Raw genomic sequence first — 17,463 nt, 5'->3', positions numbered from 1 at the left:
GAACAACAAAGACATGGCGATAACTGCTGCTGCAAGTACGGATGGAGGCGATGGAGGCTGGGCAGAGGCCCGCTCCGACAGCCTATCACGATAAGGATGGGTTACAACGCGTTGCCTTGTAAGGGGATAAGCAATTCCGCGGGGCGCTTCTTGCCATAGATATCTTTATCCGAGGTGAGATAGATTTCGCGGATCGGCTCCCGATCCGATTGAACAAGGCCTTGGGACGAAATCCATGCTTTGAGCTCGGGTGCAACAGGACAGCTATAACCGTACGGATCACAACGATGTACAAGAGATGCGGCGGATTGAAGCAACGGCAGGTAGACCACACGAACACGGCCATTAACAGGTATGTCCCTGGTTATGGGGATTGCGACTTCGATGTCGGCGATGTCGGCATTCTCGCTCCCGTGATCATGCCAAAGGATGGTTAATTGGCTAGCTTCCTCTTCTCCATAAGAGGTCGCATATTTGGTAATCTCATCAAGCAAGAGACATAGCTGGCTGCGGGGGACTTGGTCGCGAATCGATACGGCGAGCTGGGATGGGACTTCCCGGATACGGATGAAGCCTGCCGGATCACCGGCTTCCGATGGCTCCAAGCGCGACATTCTGCTGTTCACCTCATCCAGCTGCAGCTGGAGGGTCTGCATCGCATGTCGAAGCTCCGTCATTTTATCCGCAAGTTTGTTCTTTACGGCATCGGTTCCTATATCCTCTTCAAAAAAATACTTGAGCTGTTCCAAGGTAAACCCCTGTTCCTTGTAGGCGGCAATCCGCTTGACGGTCAGAAGCTGCTCCTCGGAATAGTAACGGTATCCGCTTTGCTCATCAACATGGGCCGGCCTTAACAGGCCCAGCTCATCATAATAACGCAATGTTTTGATGGAAATGCCGCTGACCTTGGCAAAAACGCTGATCTTCATCATACCGTTTGCTACCTCCTTTACGATTCGGTCTCTCGTGGATAACGATATCATATCCCGCTCTCCTGCCTACGTAAAGAACGCAACTCGCCGGATCAGAAGGAACAACTCGGTCCCAAGACCGAGTCTGTTTTCATCCCGGGGCGGGAATTCAGTTCGGCCGGATTATCGTACAATGTGTTCAAAGAAGATTCGTGATCACGCTTAAGAGCAAGAAAGGAGATAAGGCTGATGAACGGAACGCACGAGGATCGTCAGGCGATCCTAAGATTATTCGATTCGCTGTCCAAGGCGTGGGGAGAAGGGAATGGCCGGGCTTATGCGGAATGCTTTACGGTTGATGCGGATTACGTAACGTTTAGCGGGCAGCACTTGAAGGGCCGCCAAGAGATCGATGAGGTTCATCAGAAGCTGTGGGACGGGGTGCTCCGCGACTCCAAACTGGTAGCGGGACCGACCCCGACGCAGCTGCGTTTCCTGACCCCGGAGCTTGCGATAGCCCAGGCTACGGGAGCGGTGCAGCTCAGATTCCATAAGAAGCCGCCCACCAGCCGCTTCTCCATTAATACCAACGTGCTGGTCAAAGTGAACGGAGAGTGGAAGATATCGGCATTTCATAACTGCCGGATTCAGAAGCCAGGCTGGATTCAGCGGATGATGATGCGTTCGAATTCAAAATCCAGCTGACATAAAGATGTGGAGGATGAGCTTTTGAAGAAGGGTGCGCTGATTGGAAAAGGCAGGAGTGCAGAGGTCTATGAATGGGGAGAGTCTCAGGCACTAAAGCTGTATTATGAAGGGTATCGCCCGGAATGGGTGACGTATGAGGCGGAGATGGGACGCATCGTTGCGGAAGCGGGGGTTCCCGCCCCTTCCGTCTTTGACATGGTGGATATTGAAGGACGTACGGGGCTGGTATATGAACGGATTACGGGCCCTTCGATGCTGCGTCAGGTTCAATCGGCACCGTTTCAGCTAACGAAGTGCGCCCGGGATATGGCGCAGCTCCAACATGCGACGCACAGCTGCACGACCAGCCTGCTGCCGCCGCAAAAAGAAAAGCTGGAACACGCGATTCTTGATGCAAGCGGCATCCTGCAAGAAAAAGCGCAGGCCATATGCAAGGTGCTGGATTCATTTCCGGAAGGCGATTCCATCTGCCATGGCGACTTTCACCCGGACAATGTGATCGTCGCGGAGAACGGATGCCGGGCGATCGACTGGAACAATGCCCATGTGGGTAACCCGCTATGCGACGTCGCCAGGACATCGCTCATGTTCCAATCGCCGTTTAACCCGGTCGATCAGCCGGGCATCCTGGTGCTTCCGCTTCGGATGGCCCGCATGCTGTGGAATAGAGTATACCTGAGCGAGTACTGCCGATTATCCCGTGCGAAGCTGGAGGATATCGACCGGTGGATGCTGCCCGTAGCGGCGGCCAGGCTGAGAGAGGATGTTCCCGGGGAAAGAGATTGGCTGCTCGGGCTTATTGAAGACCGGCTCCGTGCTTATGCTTAATGAAATTCCTGCGGAGGGAGAGCAGCTTCCATAATATAGGGCAAGTTCCCCGGTCGCCGCATCCGGATTTACATGCCTGTCTTCGCATGATATACGGCGGATGAGGTTCCCGTCCGGTAATAGGGGTAGCTCATATCCGTCTGGACCCGTTCCGCCGTCGCTGCATCGGTTAGCCTTTCGAGCACATATAAGCCCAGATCAATGGACGATGACACTCCGCTGCCCGTAAAGAGACGGCCGTCCTGTACAATGCGTGCTTGAACAACTTCCTTGCAGTAGGGTGTCAACAGCTCGTAAGCCGAAGCGTTGGTGGTAGCCCGCTTGCCCTCCAGCAAGCCGGCCGCGCCCAGAAGCAGCGATCCGGTGCAGACGGATACGAGATGTTTGGCTTCCCGGGCGGTCTGCAGCCAAGTCAGCACATCGGGGTCGCACCTCAGCTCCCTCGTGGTAAAGCCGCCAGGCACGAAGACCAGATCGTATTCCGAAAGATCCGGTTTGACCCGGGATACGACATACGCCAATCCGCGATCATCGGTAATTTGCGTGCTCAGCGCGCAATAATCCCAGGATATATCCGCTTCGGGACGGATGCGGGCAAGCCGGGTCATGACTTCGGTGAAGCCGATCAGGTCCAGGGCCGTCATGCCATGGAATAGAATGAAAGCCATTTTCATCAAAAACACCTGCCTATAGTGATTTTTTTAAGTTGGCGCCGCCCGGCTGACCTGGAACGGAACGCCTTCGATTCAGCGCACGATGAATCCGGTAATAGCCCATGGCCGACAGAGCGCTGAATATCAGGTTGATCCCGATCAGCGCTTGGTAGCTGTTCGTAAGGTCATACAGGAATCCGCCGGAGAAGGAGCCGAGAACGGCGCCCGCCTGATGGAAAATAAGCAGCGTTCCGGCCTGCAATCCAACGGAGCGATGGCCCATGGCCTCGCCGGCTACCAGAATACCGCCCGGAATGGCTCCTAAATAGCTGGCTCCGAAGATGATCGAGAAGAGGATCGGAGAGGCGCTGAAGTGCAGATACAGCACCATAAAGGCCACGATTCGAAATACGTACAGGAAGGACAAGGCCAAACTCCTCGACATCCGGTCCAGGAGGAAGGCAAACAGCAGTCCGCCTGTCAGCTCAAGCAAACCGAGAATACTCAGTGAGGACGTGAACATTACCGAACTGATCTGATGATGGCGATGGATGGCCATCAGGTGCATTTCAACCGTTCCCATGCTGAAGCCGCATGTGAACAAAGCGAAGACCACCAGAAGCACGGTGCGGCTGGTTACCATCTCCTTGGCGATCGGGAGGATCCGTGGCCTCCCAGCCGATGGGGGCGATTCAGCAGCGGAGGGGTCGGCCTCGTGCTCTTCGCGCTTTCGTTCTTTCATGATAAGCAGGGTGAGCGGTATGGATACAAGCGTGATCCATAAGGTGAACGTGAATGCCGTTGTCCAATCGAGCCAGTCCCGGTTGCTTACAAATAGAGGCGTCAGAATGGCCAGGCCGAGCGAGCTCGCGCTGGTCATGATCATGAGTGCCTTCGCTTTATGGCGGCTGAACCAGCTTGTAACCACGACATAACCTGTACTTGCAGCCATGCCGGAAAGGCCGGAGAGCAGCCCGAGCCCCAGGAAGAATCCCGCCGGATGACGAAACGTAAGCACGGTCAGCATGGACATCACGCCAAACAGGGCGTTCAGGAGCATCATTTTTTTGGGACCGTATCGATCGGTCAACCATCCGCCGAGCGGAGAACAGATGGCGGCAACGGCAATGTTAACGGACCAGGTGAAGCTGATAAAGGTAAGGTCGACGCTTAAATCCTTTGCCATTTCGTGCTGGTAATAAGACATGACAAACCGGCTGATGGCCGCCGCAAACCCTAGCATCCATAGAAATATGAGAATGACCCATGCATAACCCCGGTCTCTTTTCATCGCAACCCCGTCAGCCCCTCTCCCAAGTCTTTACTTCCGCTATGTCATGCAATAAGCTAATTTTAATCATGGAATCGGAAATGAACAGGACAATTTAGAGCAACTGTATCAATACAGGGGGAGAAGCGGGATGGACACGAAGCACGAACAAATTGTTGCCCATATGATCCGTGAAGTGGAGAGGGGGCATATCCGATCAGGTCATAAGCTTCCATCGGTCAGAGCCTTGGCCAAAATGTTCTCCTGCAGTCCCAATACGGTCGTTCGTGCGTATCAGACCTTGGAGCGCGATGATATCATTTACCCGGTGCCCAAAAGCGGATACTATCTCGTGGAGGGGAGGGGCCGAGCCTCTGCGCGGACGGAAAGCGGGCCGATTGATTTCGCCTCAACGACGCCCCGGGGCGATTTTTTGCCGTTTCAGGAGATGGAGCACTGCCTGCGCAAGGCGATTTCCTTATACAAGGAGGAGCTGTTCGGTTACACCGATCCACAGGGGATCTTTTCGTTAAGGCACGAACTGAGCAGGTATTTTCACGCGCAGCAAATGTTCGCTAAACCTGATCAAATCGCTGTGGTGACCGGGGCTCAGCAGGCCTTCTCGATCCTGACGCGCATGCCTTTCCCGGGTGAGGAGGGACGGGCGGTTCTGGTGGAGCAGCCGACGTATTTCGGTTTCTTGGCGGCGGCGCGCGTTGCAGGCTGTCCGGTGATCGGCATCCATCGGGATGAGCATGGTATCGACCTGGAGGTGCTGGAGTCTTATTTTCGCAGCGGACAGATCAAGCTGTTCTACACGGTGCCGCGATTCCTCAACCCGTTAGGCACCTCGTATTCGCTGGAGCAGAAGAGGCGTATCGCGGATCTCGCCCGGCAGTATGATGTCTATATCGTGGAGGACGATTATCTGGCGGACCTGGAGGAGGATTCGAAGGCGGACCCGTTGTACGCACTGGATCAGTCGGACCATGTCATCTATGTCAAAAGCTTCTCGAAGACGATCCTTCCAGGCATTCGGATGGGCGCCGTCCTTCTTCCGGATCGGCTGTTGGATCCATTTATTAGGCATAAAAACGCCGCAGACATATCGTCGCCGATCCTCTCCCAAGGCGCGCTTGAACTTTATATCAAGAGCGGCATGTACAACCGCCATGCAGCCCGCATCCGGGAGCATTACCGGGAGAAGATGCGCTATGCCATCGAGGTATGTGCCCGTGTCTTCGGCAGCGGCATTCACTATACGTGCCCCTCCTCCGGCGTGTTCATCACCATCCGGCTGCCCCAGTATGTAAAGGCATCCGCACTTCAGGATCGCTTGCTGCTGAGAGGTATCTCGATTACGAACGTGGATCAGCATCTGCTGCCTGAGTATCAGGGCAACGACCGGATTCGGTTATGTATCATCGGGGTGGAGAAACCCCGAATCGAGGCGGGTATGATTGTGATCGAGGAGGAAATACGGCGTTTAGAGCGGCGGATGAGGTAGAAGGAATGACGGATCAAGCTGGGCAGCAGCTTGGGGAGAACACTTGGAAAACCTGCAGCACGGCTGCTTCCGGAATTAAGGATTATCATCGATTCCGTCATCGGGCAAAGACAAACCAAACAAACAGGAGACCTATAGGTCTCCTGTTTGTTTGCGAATCGGCACGAGGGTCCAATAGGTACCGCATCGCCACAACCATTCCAAAGGTCCGTATTGGAACCAACGCATCCACAGTTGGCTGGCTATGATCTGGAATATCACAATACCCAGGGAAACGAGCGAGGACACGACATAAGTCGTCGGTGTGGTGTTCAGCATGAAGCGCTGAATGCCTACCAGAAAGACGGTTTGCCCAATGTAGTTGGTAAGCGCCATGCGCCCGTATGCCTGTAACGGATACAGCATCTTCGCACCTACGCGGGTACGTCCAAGCATTAAGAGAGAGCTTAGATAAAATACGGATACGAGAGGGCCTGTCGCCACCCCGATATGTGCCAGAGTGAAGGCGGCTTCCATGGTTGGCGACGGCGACTCGCCTGCTACCTCGAACAGAAACGATGGCATCGGCTCGGAAGGCGCTACCCACCACATGATACCGATGACCAAAATCGTTCCTAACAGAGACGGTATCCAAATCATGCGCAACGAGCGTAATCTTAATCCCTTGTTGATCGCATCGAGTAATCGATATTGGCCAGCAGCTAGACCTAATACGATCAGGAAAGGGATGGTGAGGAGTTTGACGCCCATAACGGCCGCCAGAACAAACCCCGCCGATCCGATGAGAAGGTTAACCCTCCGCGGAGCCCAGTAGAGAGGAACCGTAAGAAGGCCAACAACCGCGTAATAGAATAATGCTTCCCCCGATTGATACTGCTGATGGATGAAGCCGATCAGCACCAGAATCGCTAACCGGCGAATATACAGCCGAAGTCTTGGCTTTCCGCCCGTTGTAGCGCTTCGTGATAGAAACATGTAGAATCCAAGTCCGAACAGAAACGTGAAGATGGTATAAAATCGGGCTTCCACAAAAAAGTTAAGTCCTCGCTGAAGCCAATAATCAGCTGCCGTTTCGGGTGTGGCGATGAGCCAGAGTCCCAACACGTTGACAAACGGCAGTCCAAGGAGGGCAAATCCCCTGAATTGGTCCAAAGAGTACAAGCGCGTCTTTTCAAGGGAAGGGCCATACCGAGTCGCGGCGTCGTGTTGTCCTGCATGCATGATCACACCATCATCCTGTTCACTGATTTAATATAACGGGCTCTGGCGATCAGGAAATAAATCATTTGGGCGACTAAGAATGCCGATGAGGCTGCCATTACAGGTCCGTTTACATTCGGGACATCCAGGTAGCCTAGAATCGGGTCGAGCACGACCAAGGACTGCAGGGCTGCAACCAGGATGGGAATAAAGAACAGCACGGCAATCTGAATGGTTGCGGAGATGTTCATCTCTCGCGCGCTGAGTCCGATCTTGGACAGGGAACGGTACATCGCCTGATCGGCCGAAAGCTCCGTATGCAGTTTGAAATACAGGAAGCTTGCGGTTGAGATCGAGAAGATCAGGGCGACAAACACCCCGATAAAGCTGAATAACGAAAATCCCTGTTTATTGACGTAATAGCTCTCCGCCCTGGATTCAATATAGCCTTCGCTGATTGCACTTCCGTTCCACTCCGACAGCTCGAGACCGAGCTTGGTTTCGGGATCATCCTTCTCGGGGAGTCCTTGGGAATCGGGAAGAATAAACGGATACGTATGATTCACACTGATTTCATTTGCTTTGTTCCCGCCCCTCAACTCTTCAAACATGGTGTCCGTAACGACCAGCAATCTGCCGCTATATACCAAAGCCGCAATCCGGTCTGTGCGGTTCTCCAGGATGAAAGAGTAGGGTTGACCGGATAATTCGATATCTGCTTCCGTTAGCTTCCCTTTACTCTTCTTCGCTGCATTCGGGGTTTCCGTCAATAAGGCTTCATTCTCGCCGAGTGTCCCGGCCGGCTTGGTATTCATCATAGCAGCCAAACGGTCGTATTGGGATTGCGGCATGATGTGTAAGGAATCCTCCCCATTCGCTGACAAGCGATAGTAGATGGTTTCGACCTCCGCCCGTTTATACTCCAGCCCTTCTGTCTGCAGGCGATTGTCAATCAGGGCCAATTCTTCCTGCGCCTTAATCTCGTCGGTATTGTTATAGTAGGTGTAGCTGAGCGCGTACGGGTTATCCAAATATACCGATTTGATCGATTGCTGCATGGCCAGTACGAAACCGGTGCTCATGGAAGCCAGCGCTACCACAACCGTGACCAGAAACAGCATGCGGGCATTATCCTTAATCTTGTAACTCATTTCGGAAATCCACAGCAGGTTTGTTCCTTTCCAGGTGGTCCTGCGACTTCGCTGCAGCATGCGGACAATCCACACGGACAGCTGGGAGTAGAAGAAATACGTGCCCATAATTCCGGTTGCCGCAGCGATTATCAATCCCGCAGGGTCTAACGCTTTGACACGAAGGACGGAAAAGCCGATGGTAAGCAGCACCACGCCTAAGAGGGCCAGGAACAGATTGGCTTTCGGTTCGGTTTTCGGTTTGCTGGTGCCTTTGAGAAGCTCCAGAACTTGATTCTTCCGGATAAATAACAAGGTAAAGAGCGAAATGACGAGAAACAGCGCAGCGAACGCACCTGCGGTCAGCAGCATCGCTTTGACCGGCCAATAGAACGGCAGCTCGTCCATATCGATCACCTTGGTGCTGATGAGCAGGAACACCTTGGATAACAGCATTCCGCTGGCGATGCCCGTTACGATGGCAATGGCGCCAATCAGAATGTTCTCCAGGAAAATCAGCCAATTGATCTGTTTGGCTTCCGCTCCCAGAATCGTCAGAATGCCGAATTCCCGATTTCTCGACTTCAGGAATACGCTGATCGAATACAGCACGAACAAGAAGGCAAACACATAGACGATCACCGTGGCAATTGTCATTCCCGTACGCGTCATCGCGCCCATGGGCGAATTCTCGATGGCCGGATGGTAGATGAATACCGCGTACGTAAAGAAAATCATGACCATGAATGAGCTGCTCAGCAGGTAAGCGAAGTATTGGCGAGCATCCCGCCGGACGTTATTAAACGCGAATTGAGGAAAGCTCACTTGTATTCCCTCCCCAGAACGATAGCGTATCGATGATTTTTTGAAAAAAGGCCTGCCGGTTCTCTCCGCGGTGAATCTCGGCGGCAAGCTTGCCGTCTTTAATAAAAACGATGCGGTTGCAATAGCTTGCGGCCAGGGGATCATGCGTAACCAGCATTAACGTGGTACGATCCCGCTCATTGATCTCGGCGAGCGACTCCATCACGATCCGAGAGGAGTTGGAATCGAGCGCTCCCGTAGGCTCATCCGCAAGCAGCAACAGGGGCGAGCCGATGATCGCCCGGGCAATCGCGGTGCGCTGCCTTTGGCCCCCCGAAATTTCGTACACGCGTTTATTCAGAATTTCCCGGATGCCAAGCCGCGAAGCGGTTTGCTGCAGCAGCGATTCCATGTCCTTGAGCGGACGGCGGTCCAGCGTAAGCGGGAGCACGATATTCTCGGCAACCGTTAGCGTGTCGAGCAGATTGAAATCCTGGAACACGAAGCCGAGCTGCCTCCGGCGGAAGTGGGCAAGCTCGCTTTTTTTCATTTGGTATGGATTGCTGCCCCCGATCTTGACCTCGCCCGAGCTTGGACGGTCGATGGTGGATACCATGTTCAGCAGGGTGGTTTTGCCGCTGCCGGATGGCCCCATGATGCCGACGAATTCTCCTTCTTTGATGGTGAGATGAATATCGGTAAGAGCTTGTGTCGCCACTTTGCCCGCATATACTTTGTTTAAAGCCTTTACTTCAAGAATATCCATAAATCCATAGGCTCCTTTCTATAACCTCAGTGTAGCCTAACTCTACCGCATTCCGACATGCTCCTGCTATGGATTTAGGTGAAACGGAGCTTACATCTGCCATAAGGTTATGTTCGCATATTCTGTTCGTATCCTGAGATGCCGGCATGAAGTTTAAGCTTAACCGCCCATGAAAATAAGGCACACCTATGAAAAAGATGTGCCTTGGATTGCTGCAGTGCGCAGCGTTAAGATAACGGTGGTTCCCTCACCGAGCGTGGATTCCAGTTCGACGGAATGGTCAAGCTTATGGGCGATTTCACGGACTAGATACAGGCCCATGCCGGTGGATTCATGATATTGCCGGCCGCGCTCGCCGGTGAAGTAGGGATGGAATACCCGGTTGATGTCCTCCGGTGCAATGCCGATCCCCTCATCGCGGATACGAAGTTTGATGTGTTTCCCTGCTTCTTCTGCAGTGAATTGAATCTTCTTGCCGGGGCTGCCGGAGTAGTTCACGGCGTTCGTCAGAATTTGACCCAGCATAAATCGAAACCATTTGGCATCCGTGTAGACGGAGATCCGATCATCGATGCGAAACACCGGGGTAATCCCTTTGCGAATGAATAGCTTTCGATTCTCCACGACGGATTCGCTGACCGCGGCACGGAGTCCGACGGCTTCTACCGCGAAGTCCTGCTCGAACCGGTCCAGGCGTGCAGTATACAGCACCATTTCGAGGCCTTTGCGTATTCGTTCAAGCTCTTCCCGTATATGTTCGGCGGGTGCTTCTTCGACTTCATCGAGCGTTAATTGAATCACCGACAGCGGGGTCTTCATCTGATGAACCCAGCGGTTGACGAAGGCCAGATGCTGGTCGGTTCCGCTTTGATGCCGATGCAGCTGTTCCCGGTATAAGCGTTCATAATGGCTGATCCGCTCGTGGATCGCTTCCGGCAGCGGCGCATCGCCCAGAGGAGGATTGGAGAACTCCTCCGAAAGTTCCTGGCTGGAAAGCTCTTGATACATCGTGCGATGAGAGAGATACCGGTACACCAGATAGACCAGCAGCACGACGCTGCTCAACAGTACCCCGTATAGTACGACAGTAAAGGGTCTGCCTTCACCGGTAAGCCAGTACAGCAGGGGGACAAGCAGCATTTGAACGGCAAAAAACAGCATGAGCGGGAGGTGCTCCCTCAAAAAAAGTTTCATAGGGTCTCCTTGCCTGCCATGAACCGGTAGCCTGCTCCCCGGACGGTTTCGATGAGATCCCCGGCTCCGAGTTCACGAAGCTTGCGGCGAACCCTCGTAATATAAACATTCAACGTATTGTCGTCAATGAAGTGCTGATCTTCCCACATGAGGTCCAAGAGCCGCTCGCGGCTGACCACGCGGCCGTCTTTTTCCATGAGCATCGTCAGCAGGGCAGCTTCCTTCTGGGTTAACTCGGCCGACCGGTCTCCATAGGTCACGAGGAGTCGCTCTGGATACAGGAGGAGACCGGCGCTTTCAACGGTAGGCTCCTCCTCCTGGCCGGAGGCATAGGCGCCGACCGCGCGGCGCAGGTGGCTGCGGACTTTGGCCAGGACAAGCTCCATGTCAAACGGCTTCGTAATATAATCATCGGCCCCGTTTTCGAGCGCCATGATCTGGTCCATGCCGCTGTCGCGTGCCGAGATGAAGATGATCGGGCAGTGGGATTGGGTGCGGATTTGACGGCACCAGTAGAATCCGTCGTATTTCGGCAGATTGACGTCCAGCAGAACCAGATCCGGCTTCGTCTCCGCAAAGATGTCCATCACGCGGTCGAAATCTTCGATGATCCGTACGTTGAAATCATATTTGGAGATCGCTGACCTTAGTTTATCCGCGATTCGTTCATCGTCTTCCACAATCAGAATGGTATACATGTCATCAACTCCTTTAACGCAAAGCAGGGGCTTGCATTCACTATACCACACCCTTCCCGGAGATCCGTAAGCGTATGATAAGTACGGGGCATGAACCCTTGCCCAGGCCCATGCATAAGATGTAGTCACACAAAACCTGCTGCCTGGGAAAGGGCGTGGCTTCATATGGGAATTCATCTAACCGCGATTCACTGGGTTTACCTGGCGTTTATCGTATTGATCATGACGCTGTTGATCCGGCGGCGCGATACGACGCTGGTTTGCATTACCGGAATATTCGCGCTCGGCATTCTGGCAACGGAGACGCTGAGCGGCTCGGTCTCCGGCGTATTTAATTCATTTATCTACGCGACCAAAGAGCTGATGGGCACGATCATGATTATTTCCATTATCGTGGCGATGAGCCGGGTCTTGATCAAGACGGGGATCAACGAGACGATGGTAGCCCCGTTAACCCGTTTTCTCCGAACTCCGGCTATGGCTTACTGGGGCATCGGCATCATCATGATGGTGACCTCCTTTTTCTTCTGGCCGTCACCGGCGGTAGCGTTAATCGGGGCGGTCCTGCTTCCCGTTGCCATCCGGGTCGGCTTGCCTGCTCTGGGAGCAGCCGTGGCGATGAATCTGTTCGGGCACGGCATCGCGCTATCGGGGGATTATATCATTCAAGGCGCGCCTAAATTGACTGCCGATGCAGCCGGATTGCCTGTAGCCAGCGTCATGGCCGCGAGTGTGCCGCTCGTGATCGTGATGGGGCTGGTGACGACCGTGGCGGCATTTTGGATGATGAAGAGAGATCAGCGCAATGGCAGCTGGAGGGATGGATTGGTCTCCATCAAAAGCACGGGAGACGCGCTGACCACGCGAACCGATGAGGATGATACCGTTGCAACCGTTTCTCCCGGCATGAAAAAATGGCTGGCCATCGCGATCCTGCTCCTGTTCGCGGCAGACGTCGCGGCCATGTTCATCTTGAAGCTGCAAGGCGGAGATGCGACGGCCCTGGTAGGCGGAACAGCCGTCCTGATCCTCGGCGTCATTGCGCTGGTCGCTCATCGCAACCGCGGTTTGGAGAAGGTCACCTCGTATTTGATCGAGGGCTTCATGTTCGGATTTAAGGTGTTCGGTCCCGTCATTCCCATTGCGGCTTTCTTCTATCTGGGGGATGCTGCGTTCAGCGATCTGTTCGGCAAAGTGCTTCCGGAAGCATCCCATGGGATCGTGAACGACCTGGGGGTTGCCCTTGCGAATGCAGTACCGCTGAACGGCGCCGTGGGTTCGGTGACGTTGACGATCACCGGTGCCATTACGGGTCTGGACGGTTCGGGCTTCTCCGGCATATCGCTCGCCGGCTCGATCGCGCAGTTGTTTGCCACGGCCATCGGCTCAGGTGCGGCTACCTTGACCGCGCTCGGCCAGGTTGCCGCCATCTGGGTAGGCGGCGGGACGCTCATTCCATGGGCACTGATTCCGGCCGCAGCCATCTGCGGGGTCAGCCCGTTCGAGCTGGCAAGACGGAATCTGAAGCCGGTGCTGCTAGGCCTTGCCGTGACGACGGTCGTTGCGATGTTTTTGGTGTAAGCCAAGGCAAAAGAGCGCTGACGATATTGCGTCAGCGCTCTTTAATCCGTTGAGGAACCGAAGTCCGTGATCTTCATGTCGACTTCATACGTAATGGGGATATGGCTAAAGGTTTCATCCCAATCCTTCTCTACTTTTTTCCACAATTTTGGATATTTGATTCGGATCTGATCGGCAAAGCCCCCAACGTCTACATGATAGACATGCTGCATTTTATCCAAAACCTGTTCGATCTGTTTACGGGCTTCTTCTTCAAACAGTCGTTCCAACTCTCTCATATATTGCTCGGTTGTGGGAATCTCCGGAAAGCTCCAATCCTCAATTAATCTGCCTTCCGAACGGACCTTGATATGAAATGATATTTCGTCTCCCTGAACCTTGGGGATAATGGTGCTGTGGGAATTCTTGGGCTCATAAATAACGGTATGTCCGGTTTTATGCGCGTACGTTTTCAGCGCCCCTCCCTTCACGTCCTCCTTGATCCAGGATAAGCCTTCAAGATCATATTGGCTTAGTTCCCCGATAAATTTCTTGGTATTGCCTTTGAATACGGCGGCACCCGAGAATTTATGCTCGCTTTGCGCGGTAACGACATTTTGCAGCAGGAAGCTCTCTCCCGACTGCATGGTGCTATCCAGCTTTATGAGTGACATCGGGGGAAGGATTTTGTTGGAACGATAGCGGTTATCCACAAGACCCATCAAGTAGAAAGCTGGGATCTCCCCAGGTTCGGTGGAGCTCAACGCTTCAAGTGCACTCCGGTGGCTCACCACTACCAGGCAGCTGGGGCGGATATCATTATCCCGGAGAATAAAATCAAGAATCTGCTCCAGGCTGTACCGTTTGGCGAGTTCGCTTGAGACGACGATGACCTTGAGATGATGGCCGATCAGCGGACGGTCTCTTCGCAGAGCAAACTGGCGGAAGATCTGAATAAGGGAATCTCCCGTTAATTGTTCATTCAGATAGGCTTTGCTGGGTGAAGACGAGCTGGATCCGCCTTGTTTCTCGCTCTTGCTCGTAATCGGGGGCACGATCTGAACCGTCGCCGTCAGCACTTTCCTTTTGGGGTAGGTCGCCCCTTGTTGGTTGATCTCCCGTTCGAATCGGGATTCATTCGCTGCATCCAGTCCTAAACCTACATAGACGCTGACATCCTCGATCTCGTTGCTGCTCCAGCATCCGGTTGTCAGCAGCAGCAGGACGCTGGCCGTTACTATCGACACGCATCGTTTATATCTGTTCATTTCGGCTTCCCCCCTTTCTTGCGGGCCTTACTGATCAATAATAGGATGAGCGGCAGTCCCCCGAATAAATATATCGACATATAACCTACGGTATCTCCCAGCTTGAATGTCTCCGACACATCCTTCGGCACCATGGCGATCAGGAAGATCACCGGAAGCATGATGAAGAGGATGGGGCGTATATTCTTCTTCAGCAGCTGGGAGAGCCCTAGCGAGGCTGCGTAATGCGCGACCGTAAAGGTCGAGAATATTTGCATGATCCAGATGACAAGCAGCAGGGATTCAAAGCGCTCGAATATCAAGCCCTGCATCTCGAAACTCCGCATTAAGTCCAGCGTGGGCCAGGTTCTCTTCTGTACGCCGTGAATGGAGAGCCCGCCAATGACCATGATGACGGTGATCAAATAGATCACCATGGGAACCGTAATACCGACGAGCATAGCCTTGGTGCCTTTCTTGGGCGACTTCATGAACGCCATGGCAACAAACATGATCTCGTAACCGGTGAACGATAACAGCGAGGGTTTAATCCCTTGCAGCACGGGCATGATGCCCGAGCCAAGCACCGGCCTTAAATTTTTGACGTCGAATATGTTGCTGCTCAGCAGAATTGCAATAATGAAGAACAACAGCGTAATGGGCAAAATGATCTCGTACATTCTAGCGATGCAGTTGATCCCTCCTGTGGTCAAATACAGACCGATCCACATAAACGTCATCACGATGATCCATACGGGTGTGCCCTCAAGCAGGTATAGCCCCGTAACTTCCGCCATCACCCGGATTTCAAAAGCAGAAATGGTAATGAGATAAGCAATGACCAGCAAGCTCAACAGGAAGGCCACCCATTTACCAGTGATTTCGGGCACGAATTGAAAATAGGTTTTTCCCTGAAATCTGCGGCATAGCGTTACGACGATGAATCCGGCCAGCATGATGATCATGCCGGAGATTAGAATGGATATCCATACATCCGGGGTTTTGGCAGCCTCTACCGTCGTTCTCGGGAGCGTGAGAATACCGGCGCCCAGCATGTAGTTAATGATCATGACGGCAGCCTGGGAAGTGGTAATTTGGTCTTTGGTCTGTAAACTGGAGCTGCTCATGGTCCTCACCTCGTTTCGTGCTTGAAATGATTAGTTTCGACGATCGGGATCCTGCGGTTTTAACAGTTGGGGGCGTTTCTTCATCACCTTCAAGGGGAAGCGGATGAGGAAATCCTTCAAGTCGTTGATACCGTAAGGCACCATGGGGCTTGCGTAAGGCACGCCAAAGCTCTTCAATCTGACCAGATGACTGCACAGCAAAAGGAAGAACATCACGACGCCGAACAAACCGAGCACTGCCGCAAAGAACATCGCGGTAAACCGGAGGACGCGCAGTGTAATGCCGGCACTGTAGACCGGGATCGTGAAGGAGGAGATCGCGGTTACAGCTACGACAATAACGAGAAACGGACTGACAATTCCGGCATTTACGGCAGCATCGCCAATAATCAGACCGCCCACGATGCCCATCGCAGGTCCAATGGGTTTCGGAAGCCTGATCCCGGCCTCCCGCAAAATTTCAATGGCGATCTCCATGATGAGCGCTTCGATGATCGAGGGAAAGGGCACGCCCTGCCTCGTCCCGATAATAGTCAACGCCAGCTTGGTGGGTATCAGCCCGGGATTAAACGAAATAAACGAAATGTACAGTGCGGGTGCCAGCAGCGCCAGAAGGGCGGAGAGAAAGCGCAATAAGCGGACAAAGGAGCCCGAGATCCATCTCTCGTAATAGTCTTCAGGCGATTGGAGCAGCATGCTGAACGTGACCGGCACGATTAACGCGTAGGGCGTGCCGTCAAGAAGGATGGCTACCCGCCCCTCCAGCAAAGCGCCGATGACCCTGTCCGGTCTCTCGGTATTTTGGATTTGCTGAAAAGGACTCATGACGTTTTCTTCAATCAATTGCTCGATGTATCCCGATTCCAGCGGGTCGTCGATTTCGATTTTCCGGATGCGCGTAACGACTTCATCCACCAGATTGGGGTCGGCGATGTCCTTCATGTAGGCGACGACCAGATCTTTTTTTACCCGGTTTCCGACCTCGAATCGGGTGAGCTGAAGACTTTCATTTTTTCCATGAAGCCTAAGCAGGCCTGTATTGTCTGACAATCTTTCGGTAAATCCGATACGGGGACCTCGAAGAAGGGCTTCCGATAGAGGCTCTTCTACGTTTCGGCTTTTTCCCTTGGCCGACCCCACCAAAAAGGCTCCTTGCATTCCATCCACCAATAAACAGGGCGTGCCTGCAAGAACGGCTTGTACAAGGTCCAATAATTGACGAACATGCTTAATCTCACATACCGGCAGCATCTGGCTGCTGATGTAGGCTTTGATGGCATCGCTCGAATCATTAAAGTTGTCGTGCTCCGTTTCCGGAACCCCCTCCAGCATCAGGGGTCTTATAAGATGGGTGTCGATGAGGTCGCTATCCAGCAATCCGTCCACATATACGACGACCGCCCGCGTTCGCGTGCCCCGTATCGTAAATTCCCTGAATTCCACGTCCGCATTGTCACCGATCGCTTGGCGAACCGACGTGATATCCGTGTCGTAAAGTCCCGTTAGGGAAGCGTCTGGCGAAACGCTATCCTCCCTCACGGGTGAAGAGGGGATGTTGGGCTTTAGGGAAAAGCTTGAGTTGATTGACTTGTGAAACCATTTGGAGAACAACAGCATCACGACGGGGACAAAAAAGAGCAGAAAGGCTTGGAAAAATATCGTCCACTTCGGAATATAAGACGCAATGACGGACCACACCGATAATCACCCCGCAGTTTCTTAGCAATTGGGTCATAATGCGAATCATGTGTATTGTTACCCGAGGCGATCTTGAAAATTCCTGTATTTTCAATATTAGTGAAGGGGACCCACGGGTCTGCCTTCCAATGATGACGAATGGGCGCTGGAAAACTGGATACG

15 protein-coding genes are annotated in these 17,463 nt (G+C 53.3%); 4 read left to right on the top strand and 11 right to left on the bottom strand.

Features of this window, described 5'->3' with window-relative positions; translation table 11 throughout:
• Nucleotides 1-101: 101 nt before the first annotated feature.
• Nucleotides 102-932: a MerR family transcriptional regulator gene (locus tag AC3RCL_RS30855; RefSeq protein ID WP_492533773.1), complete on the bottom strand. Its 831-nt coding sequence runs from the start codon at nucleotides 930-932 to the stop codon at nucleotides 102-104.
• Nucleotides 933-1,160: 228 nt separating this feature from the next.
• Between AC3RCL_RS30855 and AC3RCL_RS30850 the strand changes: the two genes are divergently transcribed.
• Nucleotides 1,161-1,616 (top strand): SgcJ/EcaC family oxidoreductase, encoded by a 456-nt coding sequence (locus tag AC3RCL_RS30850; protein ID WP_492533771.1) that lies wholly within the window; start codon nucleotides 1,161-1,163, stop codon nucleotides 1,614-1,616.
• Nucleotides 1,617-1,640: 24 nt separating this feature from the next.
• On the top strand, nucleotides 1,641-2,447 hold the full coding sequence (locus tag AC3RCL_RS30845) for a phosphotransferase family protein (protein ID WP_492533769.1): 807 nt from the start codon (nucleotides 1,641-1,643) through the stop codon (nucleotides 2,445-2,447).
• Between the two features lie 68 nt (nucleotides 2,448-2,515).
• Here the strand turns inward: AC3RCL_RS30845 and AC3RCL_RS30840 are convergent, their stop codons facing one another.
• Both AC3RCL_RS30840 and AC3RCL_RS30835 read right to left on the bottom strand, forming a co-directional pair.
• Nucleotides 2,516-3,121 (bottom strand): DJ-1/PfpI family protein, encoded by a 606-nt coding sequence (locus AC3RCL_RS30840; RefSeq protein ID WP_036659403.1) that lies wholly within the window; start codon nucleotides 3,119-3,121, stop codon nucleotides 2,516-2,518.
• A gap of 13 nt (nucleotides 3,122-3,134) precedes the next feature.
• Nucleotides 3,135-4,391, bottom strand: coding sequence for an MFS transporter (locus AC3RCL_RS30835; RefSeq protein ID WP_492533766.1), 1,257 nt, complete (start codon nucleotides 4,389-4,391; stop codon nucleotides 3,135-3,137).
• A 130-nt stretch (nucleotides 4,392-4,521) separates the two neighbouring features.
• Here AC3RCL_RS30835 and AC3RCL_RS30830 point away from each other — a divergent pair, with 130 nt between their 5' ends.
• Nucleotides 4,522-5,877 carry an aminotransferase-like domain-containing protein gene (locus AC3RCL_RS30830; RefSeq protein ID WP_492533764.1) on the top strand — a complete coding sequence of 452 codons (1,356 nt, stop codon included), beginning with the start codon at nucleotides 4,522-4,524 and terminating at the stop codon, nucleotides 5,875-5,877.
• Nucleotides 5,878-6,009: 132 nt separating this feature from the next.
• Here AC3RCL_RS30830 and AC3RCL_RS30825 read toward each other — a convergent pair whose 3' ends face one another.
• The 5 genes from AC3RCL_RS30825 to AC3RCL_RS30805 all read right to left on the bottom strand — a co-directional run bounded on the left by AC3RCL_RS30825 (nucleotide 6,010) and on the right by AC3RCL_RS30805 (nucleotide 11,669).
• On the bottom strand, nucleotides 6,010-7,098 hold the full coding sequence (locus AC3RCL_RS30825) for a DUF418 domain-containing protein (protein WP_492533762.1): 1,089 nt from the start codon (nucleotides 7,096-7,098) through the stop codon (nucleotides 6,010-6,012).
• 2 nt (nucleotides 7,099-7,100) lie between these two features.
• Nucleotides 7,101-9,032 carry an FtsX-like permease family protein gene (locus AC3RCL_RS30820; protein WP_492533760.1) on the bottom strand — a complete coding sequence of 644 codons (1,932 nt, stop codon included), beginning with the start codon at nucleotides 9,030-9,032 and terminating at the stop codon, nucleotides 7,101-7,103.
• On the bottom strand, nucleotides 9,007-9,777 hold the full coding sequence (locus AC3RCL_RS30815; protein WP_096775703.1) for an ABC transporter ATP-binding protein: 771 nt from the start codon (nucleotides 9,775-9,777) through the stop codon (nucleotides 9,007-9,009). Before AC3RCL_RS30815 ends, AC3RCL_RS30820 begins: the two co-directional genes overlap by 26 nt.
• A 186-nt stretch (nucleotides 9,778-9,963) precedes the next feature.
• Nucleotides 9,964-10,971, bottom strand: coding sequence for a sensor histidine kinase (locus AC3RCL_RS30810; protein WP_015737944.1), 1,008 nt, complete (start codon nucleotides 10,969-10,971; stop codon nucleotides 9,964-9,966).
• Nucleotides 10,968-11,669 carry a response regulator transcription factor gene (locus AC3RCL_RS30805; RefSeq protein ID WP_492533757.1) on the bottom strand — a complete coding sequence of 234 codons (702 nt, stop codon included), beginning with the start codon at nucleotides 11,667-11,669 and terminating at the stop codon, nucleotides 10,968-10,970. Before AC3RCL_RS30805 ends, AC3RCL_RS30810 begins: the two co-directional genes overlap by 4 nt.
• A 165-nt stretch (nucleotides 11,670-11,834) precedes the next feature.
• On the opposite strand from AC3RCL_RS30805, the gene AC3RCL_RS30800 reads away from it, so the two are divergent.
• On the top strand, nucleotides 11,835-13,250 hold the full coding sequence (locus AC3RCL_RS30800) for a hypothetical protein (RefSeq protein WP_492533755.1): 1,416 nt from the start codon (nucleotides 11,835-11,837) through the stop codon (nucleotides 13,248-13,250).
• 41 nt (nucleotides 13,251-13,291) lie between these two features.
• Here the strand turns inward: AC3RCL_RS30800 and AC3RCL_RS30795 are convergent, their stop codons facing one another.
• From AC3RCL_RS30795 to AC3RCL_RS30785, 3 genes are read right to left on the bottom strand one after another with little or no spacing between them, the layout of a single operon-like run.
• Entirely contained in the window at nucleotides 13,292-14,497 is a 1,206-nt protein-coding gene (locus AC3RCL_RS30795) for a Ger(x)C family spore germination protein (protein ID WP_192570274.1), read from the bottom strand.
• Nucleotides 14,494-15,603 (bottom strand): spore germination protein, encoded by a 1,110-nt coding sequence (locus AC3RCL_RS30790; RefSeq protein WP_492533753.1) that lies wholly within the window; start codon nucleotides 15,601-15,603, stop codon nucleotides 14,494-14,496. Before AC3RCL_RS30790 ends, AC3RCL_RS30795 begins: the two co-directional genes overlap by 4 nt.
• Nucleotides 15,604-15,633: 30 nt before the next feature.
• Nucleotides 15,634-17,301: a spore germination protein gene (locus AC3RCL_RS30785; RefSeq protein WP_492533751.1), complete on the bottom strand. Its 1,668-nt coding sequence runs from the start codon at nucleotides 17,299-17,301 to the stop codon at nucleotides 15,634-15,636.
• Nucleotides 17,302-17,463 lie beyond the last annotated feature (162 nt).

It is taken from the genome of Paenibacillus sp. MT86 (genome assembly GCF_058792535.1).
The sequence above is the reverse complement of the archived record's forward strand: the minus strand, read 5'-3'. Positions and strand labels throughout refer to the sequence as shown.

What these genes read in the sequence shown, in the direction of transcription:
- AC3RCL_RS30840 (WP_036659403.1), bottom strand. Translation starts at nt 3,121, where the DNA reads ATGAAAATGGCTTTCATTCTATTCCATGGCATGACGGCCCTGGACCTG.
- AC3RCL_RS30815 (WP_096775703.1), bottom strand. Translation starts at nt 9,777, where the DNA reads ATGGATATTCTTGAAGTAAAGGCTTTAAACAAAGTATATGCGGGCAAA.
- AC3RCL_RS30795 (WP_192570274.1), bottom strand. Translation starts at nt 14,497, where the DNA reads ATGAACAGATATAAACGATGCGTGTCGATAGTAACGGCCAGCGTCCTG.
- AC3RCL_RS30855 (WP_492533773.1), bottom strand. Translation starts at nt 932, where the DNA reads ATGATGAAGATCAGCGTTTTTGCCAAGGTCAGCGGCATTTCCATCAAA.
- AC3RCL_RS30805 (WP_492533757.1), bottom strand. Translation starts at nt 11,669, where the DNA reads ATGTATACCATTCTGATTGTGGAAGACGATGAACGAATCGCGGATAAA.
- AC3RCL_RS30835 (WP_492533766.1), bottom strand. Translation starts at nt 4,391, where the DNA reads ATGAAAAGAGACCGGGGTTATGCATGGGTCATTCTCATATTTCTATGG.
- AC3RCL_RS30825 (WP_492533762.1), bottom strand. Translation starts at nt 7,098, where the DNA reads ATGCATGCAGGACAACACGACGCCGCGACTCGGTATGGCCCTTCCCTT.
- AC3RCL_RS30790 (WP_492533753.1), bottom strand. Translation starts at nt 15,603, where the DNA reads ATGAGCAGCTCCAGTTTACAGACCAAAGACCAAATTACCACTTCCCAG.
- AC3RCL_RS30810 (WP_015737944.1), bottom strand. Translation starts at nt 10,971, where the DNA reads ATGAAACTTTTTTTGAGGGAGCACCTCCCGCTCATGCTGTTTTTTGCC.
- AC3RCL_RS30850 (WP_492533771.1), top strand. Translation starts at nt 1,161, where the DNA reads ATGAACGGAACGCACGAGGATCGTCAGGCGATCCTAAGATTATTCGAT.
- AC3RCL_RS30800 (WP_492533755.1), top strand. Translation starts at nt 11,835, where the DNA reads ATGGGAATTCATCTAACCGCGATTCACTGGGTTTACCTGGCGTTTATC.
- AC3RCL_RS30830 (WP_492533764.1), top strand. Translation starts at nt 4,522, where the DNA reads ATGGACACGAAGCACGAACAAATTGTTGCCCATATGATCCGTGAAGTG.